Source organism: Persicitalea sp. (genome assembly GCF_041751555.1).
Taxonomy (GTDB): domain Bacteria; phylum Bacteroidota; class Bacteroidia; order Cytophagales; family Spirosomataceae; genus Persicitalea.
In genome coordinates, this window is the sequence record NZ_JBGSXF010000462.1 from 1 (window position 1) to 14022 (window position 14022).

At 48.8% G+C, this 14022-nt stretch carries 18 protein-coding genes and 2 pseudogenes; 5 read left to right on the forward strand and 15 right to left on the reverse strand.

Annotation, left to right across the window (positions count from 1 at the left end; all coding sequences use genetic code 11):
• The 10 genes and pseudogenes from ACEW8P_RS16220 to ACEW8P_RS16265 form a co-directional block, all read right to left on the reverse strand.
• Positions 1 to 162: glycosyltransferase (locus ACEW8P_RS16220; protein ID WP_373514142.1), on the reverse strand; the 162-nt coding region annotated here is incomplete at its 3' end.
• A gap of 65 nt (positions 163 to 227) precedes the next feature.
• Positions 228 to 1322 carry a DegT/DnrJ/EryC1/StrS family aminotransferase gene (locus tag ACEW8P_RS16225; RefSeq protein WP_373514125.1) on the reverse strand — a complete coding sequence of 365 codons (1095 nt, stop codon included), beginning with the start codon at positions 1320 to 1322 and terminating at the stop codon, positions 228 to 230.
• Between the two features lie 44 nt (positions 1323 to 1366).
• Positions 1367 to 1774 (reverse strand): FdtA/QdtA family cupin domain-containing protein, encoded by a 408-nt coding sequence (locus ACEW8P_RS16230; RefSeq protein ID WP_373514126.1) that lies wholly within the window; start codon positions 1772 to 1774, stop codon positions 1367 to 1369.
• Between the two features lie 95 nt (positions 1775 to 1869).
• Complete coding sequence (locus tag ACEW8P_RS16235; RefSeq protein ID WP_373514127.1) at positions 1870 to 2661, reverse strand: inositol monophosphatase family protein; 792 nt, start codon at positions 2659 to 2661, stop codon at positions 1870 to 1872.
• Between the two features lie 83 nt (positions 2662 to 2744).
• Positions 2745 to 3947: a DUF4105 domain-containing protein gene (locus tag ACEW8P_RS16240; RefSeq protein ID WP_373514128.1), complete on the reverse strand. Its 1203-nt coding sequence runs from the start codon at positions 3945 to 3947 to the stop codon at positions 2745 to 2747.
• A gap of 7 nt (positions 3948 to 3954) precedes the next feature.
• Positions 3955 to 4626: a 16S rRNA (cytidine(1402)-2'-O)-methyltransferase gene (gene rsmI / locus ACEW8P_RS16245; RefSeq protein WP_373514129.1), complete on the reverse strand. Its 672-nt coding sequence runs from the start codon at positions 4624 to 4626 to the stop codon at positions 3955 to 3957.
• Between the two features lie 2 nt (positions 4627 to 4628).
• Positions 4629 to 4880: pseudogene (locus tag ACEW8P_RS16250) on the reverse strand (4a-hydroxytetrahydrobiopterin dehydratase); the annotation flags it as partial.
• Between the two features lie 131 nt (positions 4881 to 5011).
• Positions 5012 to 5446 (reverse strand): hypothetical protein, encoded by a 435-nt coding sequence (locus tag ACEW8P_RS16255; protein WP_373514130.1) that lies wholly within the window; start codon positions 5444 to 5446, stop codon positions 5012 to 5014.
• 57 nt (positions 5447 to 5503) lie between these two features.
• Positions 5504 to 6559 carry an exo-alpha-sialidase gene (locus ACEW8P_RS16260; RefSeq protein WP_373514131.1) on the reverse strand — a complete coding sequence of 352 codons (1056 nt, stop codon included), beginning with the start codon at positions 6557 to 6559 and terminating at the stop codon, positions 5504 to 5506.
• Between the two features lie 51 nt (positions 6560 to 6610).
• The gene (locus ACEW8P_RS16265) at positions 6611 to 7360 is read right to left on the reverse strand and encodes an NYN domain-containing protein (RefSeq protein WP_373514132.1); all 750 of its coding nucleotides are present in this window, start codon (positions 7358 to 7360) and stop codon (positions 6611 to 6613) included.
• A gap of 184 nt (positions 7361 to 7544) precedes the next feature.
• Between ACEW8P_RS16265 and ACEW8P_RS16270 the strand changes: the two genes are divergently transcribed.
• Positions 7545 to 7970 carry an OsmC family protein gene (locus ACEW8P_RS16270; protein ID WP_373514133.1) on the forward strand — a complete coding sequence of 142 codons (426 nt, stop codon included), beginning with the start codon at positions 7545 to 7547 and terminating at the stop codon, positions 7968 to 7970.
• A gap of 141 nt (positions 7971 to 8111) precedes the next feature.
• Positions 8112 to 8906, forward strand: coding sequence for a thymidylate synthase (locus tag ACEW8P_RS16275; RefSeq protein WP_373514134.1), 795 nt, complete (start codon positions 8112 to 8114; stop codon positions 8904 to 8906).
• Between the two features lie 57 nt (positions 8907 to 8963).
• Here ACEW8P_RS16275 and ACEW8P_RS16280 read toward each other — a convergent pair whose 3' ends face one another.
• The 3 genes from ACEW8P_RS16280 to ACEW8P_RS16290 form a co-directional block, all read right to left on the reverse strand.
• Positions 8964 to 9242 (reverse strand): 2TM domain-containing protein, encoded by a 279-nt coding sequence (locus ACEW8P_RS16280; protein WP_373514135.1) that lies wholly within the window; start codon positions 9240 to 9242, stop codon positions 8964 to 8966.
• Positions 9243 to 9279: 37 nt separating this feature from the next.
• Complete coding sequence (locus ACEW8P_RS16285; protein ID WP_373514136.1) at positions 9280 to 9555, reverse strand: 2TM domain-containing protein; 276 nt, start codon at positions 9553 to 9555, stop codon at positions 9280 to 9282.
• A gap of 146 nt (positions 9556 to 9701) precedes the next feature.
• Positions 9702 to 10595 (reverse strand): TIM barrel protein, encoded by an 894-nt coding sequence (locus ACEW8P_RS16290; RefSeq protein ID WP_373514137.1) that lies wholly within the window; start codon positions 10593 to 10595, stop codon positions 9702 to 9704.
• A 225-nt stretch (positions 10596 to 10820) separates the two neighbouring features.
• Between ACEW8P_RS16290 and ACEW8P_RS16295 the strand changes: the two genes are divergently transcribed.
• Complete coding sequence (locus tag ACEW8P_RS16295; RefSeq protein WP_373514138.1) at positions 10821 to 11336, forward strand: GNAT family N-acetyltransferase; 516 nt, start codon at positions 10821 to 10823, stop codon at positions 11334 to 11336.
• A gap of 126 nt (positions 11337 to 11462) precedes the next feature.
• Here the strand turns inward: ACEW8P_RS16295 and ACEW8P_RS16300 are convergent, their stop codons facing one another.
• Positions 11463 to 11912 (reverse strand): hypothetical protein, encoded by a 450-nt coding sequence (locus tag ACEW8P_RS16300; protein ID WP_373514139.1) that lies wholly within the window; start codon positions 11910 to 11912, stop codon positions 11463 to 11465.
• A gap of 299 nt (positions 11913 to 12211) precedes the next feature.
• On the opposite strand from ACEW8P_RS16300, the gene ACEW8P_RS16305 reads away from it, so the two are divergent.
• Both ACEW8P_RS16305 and ACEW8P_RS16310 read left to right on the forward strand, forming a co-directional pair.
• Positions 12212 to 13120, forward strand: coding sequence for a DnaJ C-terminal domain-containing protein (locus tag ACEW8P_RS16305; RefSeq protein WP_373514140.1), 909 nt, complete (start codon positions 12212 to 12214; stop codon positions 13118 to 13120).
• On the forward strand, positions 13117 to 13410 hold the full coding sequence (locus ACEW8P_RS16310) for a chaperone modulator CbpM (RefSeq protein WP_373514141.1): 294 nt from the start codon (positions 13117 to 13119) through the stop codon (positions 13408 to 13410). Before ACEW8P_RS16305 ends, ACEW8P_RS16310 begins: the two co-directional genes overlap by 4 nt.
• A 392-nt stretch (positions 13411 to 13802) precedes the next feature.
• Here ACEW8P_RS16310 and ACEW8P_RS16315 read toward each other — a convergent pair.
• Positions 13803 to 14022: pseudogene (locus ACEW8P_RS16315) on the reverse strand (SulP family inorganic anion transporter); the annotation flags it as partial.

Sequence of the window (14022 nt, forward strand, 5' to 3'; positions counted from 1 at the left end):
GGTACACACAACTTCGGAGGCATCGCGGCTCCCGTCGTTCACCAGCACTACTTCGTAGTCCACCCCAGACAGCGCGTTCGACAGGCGATTCAACAGCGGTTCGATGCTGTTTTCGCTGTTGTACACCGGAATGACGACGGATAAAGAAGGGATAGTGAGCAATGGATAGTGAATAAAATTACTGAACCTGCATTCGCCAGTTCCAAAACATCAGGGCTGTAAACCTACTAATTTTCTGAATATAGATTGACGATATTGATGATTAGCGTTATCTCCTCCTCTGTAAGGACAGTATTTAGTGGCAAACTGATAACCTCCCGGTGGATTTGCTCCGTAATGGGCAAAGAAAGATGACGGTACTCCAGGTAAGCCTTTTGGTGATGAATAGGCAGCGGATAATGAATGTTCGTCTGGATGCCGTGATGTTCCAGATATTGGATAAAAGCCTCCCGGCGTGGATGGCGAACAACAAACAAATGCCAGACATCGTCTTCAATTTGGTCGCCGGGTGGTAGCGTCAAGTCGGGGAGGTTGATTTCCTGCAAGTACCGTCGCGCAATCTGTCGGCGTCTTTCATTTTCCGCGTTCAGATGCGGGAGTTTTACATTCAGCACGGCGGCCTGGATTTCGTCGAGACGGCTATTGATGCCCTGGTACTCGTTGACGTATTTTTTAAGGGAGCCGTAGTTCCGCAGGTGCCGAAGTTTTTCGGCTAATTCACCGTCTGAGGTCACCACTGCTCCGGCGTCTCCCAGTGCTCCGAGGTTTTTGGTAGGGTAAAAACTAAAAGCCGAGGCATCGCCCAATATAGCTGCGCGACTTCCCTGATGCTTTGCCCCATGAGCCTGGGCCGCATCAGTAATCACTTTTAAGCCGTACTTTTCAGCTATCTTACCAATGGCTGTCATCTCACAACTTCGTCCGTAGAGATGAACGGGCATAATAGCCTTCGTCTTTTTGGTGATTTTTTTTTCGATCAAGGATGGATTCAGCAACATCGTTGTAGCGTCGGGTTCCACCCAAACGGGAGTCAATCCCAGAAAACTCACTGATAACACGGAAGCAATGTAGGTGTTGGCCGGAATGATGACCTCGCTGCCTTTGGGAAAGTCGTAGGCTTGCAGAATGAGTTGCAGCGCATCTAGCCCGTTGGCTACCCCCACGCAATGTTCGGCTTCGCAAAAGTCAGCGAAGCTTTTCTCAAAAACCTGCACTTCTTGACCCAGCACGTACCATCCCGAGCGAACGACTTGCTGCACGGCGGCTTCGATAGCGGCTTGGTGGGGGGCGTTGATTTGCCGCAAATCAAGGAAGGGAATCATGTCGGTGTGAATCGAACCCGGATGTTTGATGAAGCAGTAGATAACTATTTGCTGATGGAACTGGTGGATGGTTCGGCAAAGTGTACTTCGCCGTAAGGTTCGTCGATGTAATCCTCTACGGCATAGTACTCATTGGAAAGGACGAGCAGAATGGCATCTTCCGAAAAGTCCTCCATCGTGTGCCAGTCCCTAGGTTCCAAAATCAGGCAAGTGTTAGGTTTGTCAAGCGTAAAATGACTTTCCTCTTCACCATTGTGGACGTACACGCGGCATTTCCCGTGCAGACAAATCAGTGCATTCCAGGTCCTATGATGACGGTGTCCGCCGCGGGGGATATGACTAGCCCCGTAGATATAAAAAACCCGCTTAATAGTGCCGGGCATCAATTTTTCAAACACCGTCAGATTTCCCGATTCGGAATGAAATGTATTTAATTCGAGTAAATTAGGCATGTATTCTGTGTATAGTTTCTCGCAAATTATTCAATCTCTCAGTTGAATACTTACCATTTCATGCGACCAAAATAATAATTATTACCGTACTTTTCCTAGAAGATGTCTTCAATCACTGCCAATAGTTCGGTATGAACCGGGCCGGCCGCCACTACATCGCCACCAAAAAGGTAGTTGTCTCCTCCCGAGAAATCGGTTACAAGTCCGCCCGCTTCCTGCACCAATAACACACCAGCTGCCATGTCCCACGATTGTAGATTGTATTCGTAAAATCCTTCAAACCTACCGGCAGCCACGTAAGCCAAGTCCACTGCCGCCGCACCCAGGCGTCGCAATCCGTGGGTTTGACGCATAAGCGTTTCCAGGATTTTCATGTAGCGGTCGTGTTTATCGAAAATGTAATACGGAAAACCCGTCGCTAGTAGACTCTCGCCCAATTGACTCGCCGGAGAAACCTGCATCTTTTCGCCGTTGCACCAAGCGCCACCGCCCTGCCACCCATAAAATAACTCGTCGCGATTGGGTTCGTGGATAACTCCCACCAGCGGTTCCTTGCCCCGCGCCAGTCCGACGCTGACGCAATACACGGGTAGTCCATGCACAAAGTTGGCTGTCCCATCCAGCGGGTCGATGATCCAATTCAGCGCATCGAGGTCTGGTGCTAGTCCGGTCGTGCCTTCCTCGGTGATGAAACTTGCCTCAGGTAAAATAGCACGAAGGCCGTCCACGAGCAGTTTCTCGGCTTCCTTATCCACGTACGATACCAGATTATTGACGTCTTTGTACTCGACTTTCTCTTGCCTGAAGCTGGCCGCCTCCTGCTGAATAAAAGATGAGGCTTGCTTGACGACTTCGACTACTTGGTGGGTGAGGGCTTCGAAATTCATATTTTTGAGTGGCAAGGTGACAGAGGCGCAAAGTTTAAAAGAATTGATCGCGAGCGGCTTTTATCCCCGGAGCGCGGGAAGAACTAAGAACTTGGTATCTTTTCAAGCGAATTATTCAGATAATACACCCGCAGCACCAGAATGAGCAGTATGGGAATCAAGACGTAATTGTGTTTCAAAAGATTGCCCGTTGCTGCCAGAAGCATGACGCCATAAGCGATTAAGTACCACGAAAACCAGGCGGGTTTTTTAGTTTTTGAAAACATAAAAACGATGGGCACCCAAAGCGGGAAGGCCCATAGAATATCCCAGTTCCATTCCGTGACGCCGTGATTGGTGCCGAACCAAAGGCCCAGAATCAGCCAGCCCGTCAGGCCGACGACAGTGAAGAGTATTTTGTCCAAAACAAAATTGAGCCGCTCGGTTTTTATTTGCCAAATCGTAAACGCCGCGATCAGGACGGCTAAAACCCAGAAAAAAATCTTGGGCGTTAGCCAGCCGCGTTCTACTTCGGGCGTTGCGGTGTACAGTTCGCGCGTGTCCATAACCAAGGGTACTTCGAGGCTGTCCGTCTGGATCTTGGCATCAGCGAAGGCCGCGCTGAGGTTATCGGGCAGGAAAGTAGCTTGTTCGGGCGTGGCCACCTCGTCGGAGGGCGAGCCGATAGCTAAGTCCATACCGAAGTCCGACCAAGGCTTTTGTTCGTAGGCATAGCGATCTATCCACTGCCGGAAACTCAGCGTTTCGTGCACATAGCCCGGAAAAATCAGGCGGTCGCCCATAGCGGCCTTTACGGCGTCGGCCAGACGGGTGGAGCAGTTGTCGTAAAAAAACTTGTATTGGTACTCGCGGTTTTGGGGTAGTAAGTTGGTTTCCAAAAAATCGTAAAGCCGTTGTTTTTCAGGGAGCGAGAGATTTAATTCCTGCTCCTTGACCGAGCGGTTTTCTTGTTGCCAATAGTAAAACTGTGGCATCAGAGGATTGACAGAAATAGTGTAAGGCAAAGTACCCCGGAGAAACTTTACGTAAAAATTGCCCTCCTGAAAACTGAATGTGCCGTAGCTATACGCCCGATCGAGTTGATACACCGGATCGTAAATCCACAATGCACTGTGACCAAAACTGGAATACAGTTCATCACCCGGCCCCACAGTGATTAGGCTAACCTTCGCCTGTGGACTAAGCTGCGACTGCGCCTTAGTAAAAAGCGGCACCAACACCATCAGAAGCAAAAGGTACGGAAGTGGCCTTCTCGTAATCAGCCGTGCACCCACGTCATTATTCATATATGCATCACTCTTTCTTCCCACCTACAACAATCACAATTTCTCCCTTAACGGTTTTTTCGGCAAAGTAAGTGATTATTTCCTGCAAAGTACCTCGGATGTTCTCCTCGTAAAGTTTAGTCAGTTCGCGGGACACGCTGGCCGGGCGGTCGTCGCCAAAGTACTCGGCCAATTGCCCGAGGCTTTTGAGCAAACGATGGGGCGACTCGTAGAAGATCATGGTGCGGGTTTCTTCGGCCAATTCTTTTAGGCGAGTTTGACGGCCTTTTTTATGCGGCAAAAAACCCTCGAACGTAAAGCGGTCAGCGGGTAAACCTGAATTGACCAAAGCCGGAACGAACGCCGTAGGCCCGGGCAGGCATTCGACCGAAATGCCCAATTTCACACACTCCCGCACCAGAAGAAAGCCGGGATCAGAAATGGCGGGCGTTCCGGCATCGGAGATGAGCGCCATCGTCTCGCCTTTCAGGAGTCGCTCAGTAAGGCGGGCGATAGTCTGATGTTCATTGTGAATGTGGTAACTCTGCATGGGCTTGCCGATGCCGAGGTGCTTGAGCAGATGCCCCGAGGTTCGGGTGTCTTCGGCCAGCACTACGTCCACGCTTTTCAGAACGTCGATGGCCCGCAGCGTGATGTCCGTCAAATTGCCGATGGGCGTTGGGACGAGGTAGAGCTTCATTATTACTCCCCCTTATTTTCCCAAAGCAAGTCGATGGCGGCGGCTAATTCCCGATCCTTTTCGGTCACGGTATCACCCGCATCGTGGGTCGAGAGTTTGAAATCGACCTCGTTGTACATATTCGACCACCACGGATGGTGGTCTTGTGTCTCGGCGACTTCGGCGACCTGCGTCATAAATAGAAAGGCGCTTCGGAAATCATTAAATTTAAAACTACGGCAAAGTTTGTTATCTTTTTCAGTCCACATATTAGGGTAGTTTGTAAGTCTGTGACGGGGAACTCATACTATTTAGGGTTGACAGTTTTTGAGCCGGGTAAGGGGAAAAGGGAGTAAGCGGAGAGAAGAGATTTTGGCGAGTAACTATTCAAACCCCAAACAAATTATCACTTCTTCATGGCCCGCAGCCGAATAAAGCTATTTGGTACCGAGGTGTTTTTGGTGCATTCCAGGGTCTCAATAAGGTAAACGGAATTGTCCTGGAAATTTCCTTCACCTTTGATATGGGCTACCCCACAGGCGGCTTCGACGATGCCTCGGTCGTAGGTAAAATGGTTGTCCTTCATCGAAACGACGTACTTGAATTCGTTAGGCAAAGTCTGTAAAATCTGGACTTGGTCGGCGGCGAGTCGGGTGACTTTAAGCGTTATTTTTGTCGAATCGGTGGCCGGCTGCTGGCCTTTTTGCTGGGAGCGGTAGCCTTCGTAGGTACCTTCGACCGTTCCGGACTTCAAGGAGGTAGCAAACGTGTCTTCGGATTTGCTTTTACAGAAAAACAAAAAGAAAGCCGGAAGCAAGAGCGTGAGCAGCAAAGTTTTCATAAAATGCCTCTAGTTTTATGTAAAACTACCAATTGCCCTTTGAAGTTTAGTAGTTTTTCACTTGCCCATGTCCAATACCACATGTCGGACGTTACGCCGATTCCAGGTATAGGTGATATGCGCTTTTCCATCAGCTGCCTGTACGATGGCTGGATAGCTAAATTCACCTCTTGGCTTGTCTTCCAGTACGTGTACCTCGCTCCACTTTTTACCGTCTTGCGATACCGACACAACTAGTTTCTGTCGCCCATTGTCCCATTGCTTGCCCCGCGTGAGCGGATTGTGGACCAACATCTGCCAACCATTGCGCAACGTCACGGCGTCGGTGCCGGAGTTTGGGTTTAGCAAATCGGTCAGAGCCAGTTTGCCCCAGGTTTTGCCCCCATCCTCCGACCACACCTCGGCGACGTGATCCTGCTTGCTGCGGCAGAGCATCTGTAATTTTTGGTTGGGATAAGCCAAGATGCTTCCCTGAATGACGTCTAAGTCCGTTTGCGGGTCCACTGGAATGATGTCCCAAGTTTTACCTAAATCTTTTGAACGCTCGATGTGCGCTTTCCAACTGGTTTTGGTTTCAGTGCTGGTAGGACTCAAAATCGTGCCATCGGCCAATTGAATGGGCTTGTTCTTGATCGGACCGAGGATTCCGTCGGGTAGCCGTTCGGGTTGACTCCATGACTTTCCGTTATTGGTGGAGGTGCGTACCATTCCCCACCACTCGCGCGGTGACGGCCCGACCTTATAGAACAAAAATAGCTTTCCTTCCCGCGCTTTGAATAAAACCGGATTCCAACACGGGTGACGAGTATCGGCGTCGATAATCCCCTCGGCCATCAAAGTCGGTGAAGTCCACTCACCATTTTCCTTTTGGGACAACCAAATACCCACGTCTTTGTTGCCCTCATCGGTTCCGCCAAACCAAGCCGCTATCAAATGTCCCGGCGCAACCTCCACAATTGTGGAAGCGTGACAAGACGCAAAAGGCGGATTCTCGAAAATGAACTCTTCCGAAACCAAACTAACCTTAGGAATCGAAGCCGTAGATTGGGCAAAACCCGACGCGGAAGCAACTGTAACCAAACAGAACAAACAAAAGAGGCGCATTAAAGCCATAGCGAAGAATTAAGGTTTGTGTATTTCAATACGCAAATTCCGGGTTTCAGACTACTTGTTTCTCACAAACACATGCCGAATCTTTCCACTTCCGGTAGGTCTTTCATCTACCTCAAACTGCCGGAAGCTCTTGATAAGTGGCAACAATTTATCAAATCCGTAATTGCGAGAATCGAAACTAGGTTGTTTTTTGATCAATAAATTGCCCAATTCACCCAGAAACGTCCAGCCATCTTCATCGGCCAGGTCATCTACGCTATCAGTAAGCAAGGCTAATAGTTTGGGGTCAATTTTTTCGTCGGGCGTTTTCCTAATCGGCACTTTCCGGGACTTAGCCTCAGGTTTCTTTTCTTCTTTTTTATTTAATATTTCAATGTAAATAAAACGGTCGCAGGCAGAGGTAAAAGCCGAAGGCGTCTTTTTCTCGCCCATGCCAAAAACCTTCATGCCCGCCTCGCGCAGCCGAATAGCCAGACGGGTAAAATCGCTGTCGCTGGAAACCAGGCAATAGCCGTCTACGCGTCCGGTATAAAGAATATCCATCGCGTCGATGATCATGGCTGAGTCAGTGGCATTTTTGCCTTGGGTGTACGCGTATTGCTGGATGGGCGTGATGGCATTGTCCAGCAGCACGGCCTTCCAACTGGTAACGCGGGGGTTGGTCCAATCGCCGTAAATGCGCTTGAAGGTAGGCGTGCCGTACTTAGCGATTTCTTCCAACATGGCTTTGATCTTGGCCGAGGGTACATTGTCGGCGTCGATCAAAACGGCCAGGCGAAGGTCAGGGAGGGTAGTTTGCAAGGGTTGTGTATTTGTTGACGGGGCAGCCCGCGCTGTTGTGTAATGGTTGATTTGTGTATTGGAAAATCAGCCGCTGCGGCTAACTACTCCTCAATCTTAAAATGCTTTGTCGCTTCGTGCCTTTGCCACTCTGCCACATTATCGTTTCTTTTGTAGTTCACAAGGTAGTCGAAAATTTCAAGCTATGAAAATAGAACTCGTGCGCGTGGACGACGCGTTTCATTTCGCGGGCAGCGGCTCGTCGGATGTGACCATTCACGTAGACGGCTCGCCCGAAATTGGCGGCCATGATGCGGGCGTACGACCCATGGAACTTTTGCTGATGGGCCTGGCGAGCTGTAGTGCCATCGACATCATTCTGATTTTGAAAAAACAGCGTCAGGTAGTCACGGACTTCCGCATCGTCGCCGACGGCGACCGCGAAAAGGAGGAAGGTACCCAACGCAAGCCCTACCGCACCATCAACCTGCACTTTATCCTGAAAGGTACAGACCTCGACGCTGATAAAGTCGATCGCGCCATCCAGCTTTCCATGGATAAGTACTGCTCCGCCACCGCCCAATTCGAAGACACCGCGAAGATTACGCACAGCGTTTCGATTGAGGGGTAAGAGCGTAAGAGGTTTGAAGCGACAAAGCCACAGAGCGACAAAGTATCTGAGTCAAAAGAGCAGGTAGTAGAAGACGTTGATTTCATCATCAACAAATCAACATCAATTACACGATTACACGATTCAACAATTACACAATAAATGCAGCAATACCACGACCTTCTCCAACACATCCTCGACCACGGAACCCGCAAAGCTGATCGCACGGGAACGGGTACCATCAGCGTATTCGGCTACCAAATGCGGTTCGACCTGGCGGAGGGGTTTCCGTTGGTAACGACCAAGAAAGTTCACACTAAATCCATCATTCATGAGTTGCTGTGGTTTCTGCGAGGCGATACCAATATTGGGTATTTGAAAGAAAATAGCGTGAAGATATGGGACGAGTGGGCCGACGAAAATGGCGACCTCGGCCCTGTCTATGGCAAGCAGTGGCGGAGTTGGGTCGCGCCCGATGGTACGAGCATCGACCAATTGCAGCAGGTGCTGGATCAGCTCAAAAACAATCCGGACTCGCGGCGTATCATCGTCTCAGCCTGGAATCCGGCGGATTTGCCTCAGATGGCTTTGCAGCCTTGCCACGCACTGTTTCAGTTTTATGTGGCCGACGGCAAGCTGTCGTGCCAACTTTACCAACGAAGTGCCGACGTATTCCTTGGCGTTCCGTTCAACATAGCGAGCTACGCCCTGCTTACCCTGATGGTGGCGCAGGAGTGCGGACTAGGTTTGGGGGATTTCGTTTGGACGGGTGGGGATACACATCTTTACGTCAATCACTTGCAACAAGTCGAGCAGCAACTGGGCCGTGCAACCTTGCCCCTACCTACTATGCGTCTGAATCCAGACATAAAGAAAGTCCTCGACTTTAAGTACGAGGACTTCACACTGGAGAACTATGATCCATGGCCGGCTATCAAAGCGCCGGTGGCAGTTTAATAGAAGGAGGAAAGGAGGAGGGATGAAAGGAAACAAGGCTATATTCAGCCGACAGCCCTACCTTTCCTGCATCAACTTCTTGTATTCCGCTTCTACTTTGCTTTGCTGGTCATCTTTGCCGTAGGCATTGAAATAGTGGGAGGCCAGACCAATGCCCCAGCCGAGCATGGGCCAAATAGGCCAAGGGTGGATGCGACCTCCCCACGGTTGCGTCCGCATGACGAAATAAAGGATCCAAAATCCCGCGTTGACCAGTACATAAGTAATGACGTGCCGCTTAAAGGCGACGCGGCTTTGGGCCTTTCTCCAGAGGTGTTCGTTTCGTTGGTTTTCCATGATTTGAGGATAGTTGAAGGTTGACAATAGAGGGTAGTTAAAAATTGAGCGTCTGATTTTTCTGAATCATTTTCTCATATTCTCGCTTGACCGAATCGCCCTGATCAACATAGGCTCTGTGATATTCGGAGGCCAGACCGATTCCCCAGAAGAAAATCGAGAAAGCCGGCCAAAAAAAGCTGTGGGGGCCGCCGGAGAAATACCAAATGACCACCAACAAGGTGTTGACAAGCACGTAAGCAATCGCGCTTTGCTTGAATTTGACCCGTAGTTTGGCGATCCTCCATAAGTTTTCGTTGCGTTCTTTTTCCATGAGTTCAAGGGTTTCGTTACGGTATCGTTGTTTTCTGAACCAAAACTACCCAACACTTACCGTACCTCTCTACTAATTCCGATGAACCTCAGAAATAGCGAAATGAACTCCTGATAACCTGGAATGAACTGTGAAAACAACTTTTCTTAAATAAACCCGTACTCCTTAAATCTTCTTAGATCGTAGGCTACCGCTTCCAGCGGGGTTTTCGAACCGTAAGATTCCTGCTCAATGATCCAGTACTTGACGGGCGTGTGCTTTTTGGCAAAGGCTAAAATCCCCTCCATATCCAGCGATCCGGTACCAAGCAGGGTACTTTTGTCTTCGCCCAGTTCGCGGTCTTTCACGTGCATCGACTCGAAATGGTGCGGATAGCGACGCAGCCACTCCATCGGATCGGCCCCGGCGATGGCCATATTGCACAAGTCCAGTTGCTGGCAGACATTGGCTAGCGTCCAGTTTCGGAGCATATAGTCATAGATGGGCTGTCCGGCGTACTTGTTCTCGAATTCCACCGTGTGGTTATGGAATCCGAAGCGAAGGCCCGCCGCGCGGCAGATTTCGCCGCAACGCTCGTAAGCTGCCACACCGCGTTTCATCGCGTCGGGCTGCGTCAGGTCCCACTCGAACCAGGGGGAAATGAGGTACTCCTGTCCAACGATCAGGGCGTCCTCAATGGTTTGTTTCCAGGTGTCGGTCACATCGCTTTGAGCTTCGAGCCAATGCGCTTTGCGAAAAATCGTATGCGAACTAGGCATTGCCAACCCGATGTTCTCCAGCGTTTTCTTGAATTCTGGGGCTGAAAATCCGTAGAATTTTCGATCGCGGTAGTCGGCGTGCTCCACCTCTTTGTAGCCTACTTGCCGCACGGCTTTCAAGGTGCCGAGCGGATCTTGTTTCATAGCATCCCGAACCGAGAAGAGTTGCAGGCCGATGTGGTACACTTTTATATTAGGGGCTGCTCCCAGTGGGAGACTCACGGCCAATACGGCGGCGCCGGCTTTCAGAAAATGACGGCGATTGATGGAATTTTGTATCATATAATTACGGAAATTTCGGTTTTCAAGATAAGCCAGTTTATTGGTAGAACTGCTGGTGGTCTATGTTGGTAGATTGTCAAGGTAGCAAGATTCCGACTATCTTTCGGATGACCTAGTTTAATCCAGGGGTGTAACACAACGGCAAATTCTGATGGAAAAACTAGTAGTTCACTCCCTGAGGCCTGAATAAAGAATCATATGGAGTTGTTTACCAAAAGATTGTTGTTGAGAGAAATGACATTGGAGGATGTGGATAATATTCATCGGCTGCATTGCACCGAGGAAGTCGAACGGTTCAATACTATCGGCATTCCCCGCCATAAGGGCGATACAATCGAGGTGATGCTATCGGCCATTGAGGATCGGGAATTGGATGAGCGCAGCCAATACGCCTGGACGGTGTGGCTCGCCGAGGAGGGAGACTTTGTGGGTGAAGCGGGTATGTCCCTGTCCGGCGACCGTTTTCAGCAGGGCGAAATTCATTACAGTTTGCTCCCGGATTTCTGGGAAAAAGGCTATGCGACTGAAATAGTGAAGCGACTTATAATGTTTGGATTCAAAGTACTACAGCTCCACCGCGTACAAGCCGGAGTTTGTACCGAAAACTACCGCTCGATTCGGGTACTCGAAAAATCAGGCATGAGTCGCGAAGGGCTACGCCGAAAAGTTCTACCGATTCGCGGCGAATGGAAGGATAATTTTCATTACGCGATTGTGGAAGATGATCCTTTTGAAGAATAAGAAGGCGGAGTGAAACCAAATAACGCCTAAGAGAAGATACTCGACAGATTAGCTATTAAAAGAGGCAGGGCCGATTTGAAAGTTCAAATCAGCCCCGCAGCTTTCTCGAAAAAATAGCTTCAGCTATTATTCCTCACTCTTGGCTTTGCGGCCCGGACGCTTTGTACGGGAAGTGGGCGAGTCTAGCTTCAATTCAAAAGCCGTAACGTCGTTATAATCGAAGGACTTGATGTTAAAAGTGTATTTATTATTCTGCACATCGAGACCGCCTTTTTCCAGGATTGGCCCTAACGGAAGGAAAAAGTTGCGGCCGCTTTCCTCCATCTCGAAAACGCCCTCTTCCTCTCGCGAAGCGGGTACCAAAAAGAGGGACTTCAATTTTCGCTTGTTCTCGGGTTTGCCGATTTTGAAAGCCGAGTTTTGCGGCTCGATTCCAACCTCCTCGGCTGACTTCTGGGGAATGATAACCTTGCCGGTCGAGGTGATGTAGCCCGTCGTGTAGGTCTTCTCGGCTTTCTCGCTTGTTTTTCTGGGCGCTACGTTCTCTTCGGGCGTAAAGAAACTAATTTCTTTCATTTTTATAAAGGTAGTTTTTGATGGTTTGTTTTTGCAAATATTGCATTTTTTTTTGTTAAAATTGAAATAGGTACCCGAATTAAAGAAAATTATTGTCCCTGGAAAATAGTAATATCGTGGCTATTGAACAGAAACTAAACTAACCTTTATACCTGAATTTTTTGGAATTTCGTGTGGGTGTTTAATTATTCTGGCTCTCAAATGTACTCACGGATTCAATTTCGAATAGCCCGGTATGGTATTTTTGAATTACTTTTGAACGCATAAGTTGACTGTTCAAAATCCGAATCGAATTAGGAATGGAGTATATAGATTATTACAAAGTGCTGGGCGTGAAAAAAGACGCTACCGAAGCCGAAATCAAGAAAGCCTACCGCAAACTGGCCCGCAAGCACCATCCTGACATCAACCCTGACGATAAAGATGCCGAAAAGAAATTTCAGCAAGTCAACGAAGCGAATCAAGTACTGAGCGATTCCGAAAATCGAAAGAAATACGATAAATTCGGTAAAGACTGGAAGCACGCCGAGGAGTTCGATAAAGCAGGGCAGCAGCGACAATATACTCGTAGTGGGCAGGCAGGGGGATTTGCGGGCGGTGGCGACTTCTCCGATTTCTTTGAGTCGATGTTTGGCGGCCAACCATCCTCTTTCGGCGGAGCTTCGTCAGGCTCTTGGGGTAGAAGCAGACAATTCAAAGGGCAGGACTATCAGGCTGAGTTGCGGCTGGAATTGCGTGACGTTTATAAGACTCAAAAGCGTACAATTACTGTCAACAACAAGAACATTCGTCTGACGATTCCGGCGGGTGTCGCCAACGGACAGGTGATAAAAATAGCGGGTTACGGCGGTGAAGGCGCCAATGGTGGCCCCAAGGGCGATTTATACATTACGTTCACTATTGAAAACCGCACTTCTTTCCAGCGCGATGGCGACAATCTTTACGCTAATGTGGACGTCGATCTTTATAAAGCTGTTTTGGGAGGCGAAATAACGGTGAGTACCTTCGACGGAAAGGTAAAATTGAAAGTACCACCCGGAACCCAAAACGGCACGAAGGTAAAGTTGAAAGGAAAGGGGTTTCCCGTATATAAAAAAGATAGTTCTTTTGGCGATTTGTACCTGACCTACCAGGTGGCCATTCCGACTAAACTCACCGAGAAAGAGGAAGAATTATTCAACGAACTAGCTAAACTGAGCGCGTCATGAATACCGAAAACTTAGTACCCATAAATGTTCTCTGTACCCATTATCGGGTCGAGATGTCTTTTTTCAGTAGTCTTGAAGAGATTGGCTTGGTAGATTTAGAGGCTGTCGAAAACACGAAGTACATTCCTTCGGAAAAGCTCGGCGACGTGGAGAAAATACTTCGGATGCAGCAGGATTTGAACCTGAACCTTGAAGCGATCGACATCGTCTTTCATCTGCTGGATAAAGTGAACGGACTGCAGAGTGAGTTGCAATCGATAAAAAGCAGATTACGGATTTATGAGGAGTAATGACTGTTTGAGAGCCTCTAAGTACTCTCTACTTGCAAATAGTTTTGTTTGAAAAAGAAAAAACCCCGACAAACAACTGTCGGGGCTTTTCAGTAGTGAATTGTTCAATTAGTCCTCATTGAGGAAGAGGAATCTGAGGTTCCTGGCCACAAGCCCCGAGGGTAGCTCCAATCTTAATGTACCGTTTGGCAATTTTCTGAGACACTACTTGTGTGACCCCGAAATAGCAGATCGGTATCATTTCATCTTCGGGAAAGCACTGAGTAGTAGAAAAGCCAACCAGAACGATGCAGGATAGAACCGCGAAACGTTTAAGTTTTTGCATGAGGAACAAAGGTTTTGGAAGTGATAGAAAGAACAACGGCCAAATATATTAATTTTTCCTTTATCAATCAGTGACTCATCGCCTCCACTCCTTTGATTCCTACCGTCTTGACAGTGATATTCCGTAGGGGGGCCGTGTGATTTTTAAAATCCTGAATAATCTCCAACACATCATAGTCGATGTTCAGCGATAACGTTCCATCGATTACGACGGTGCAGTCGTGGGGTAACATGCTGAGTGTGTGATTAATACTTCCCTTATTAAGAAATGTTACCTCTTGGGAAAGT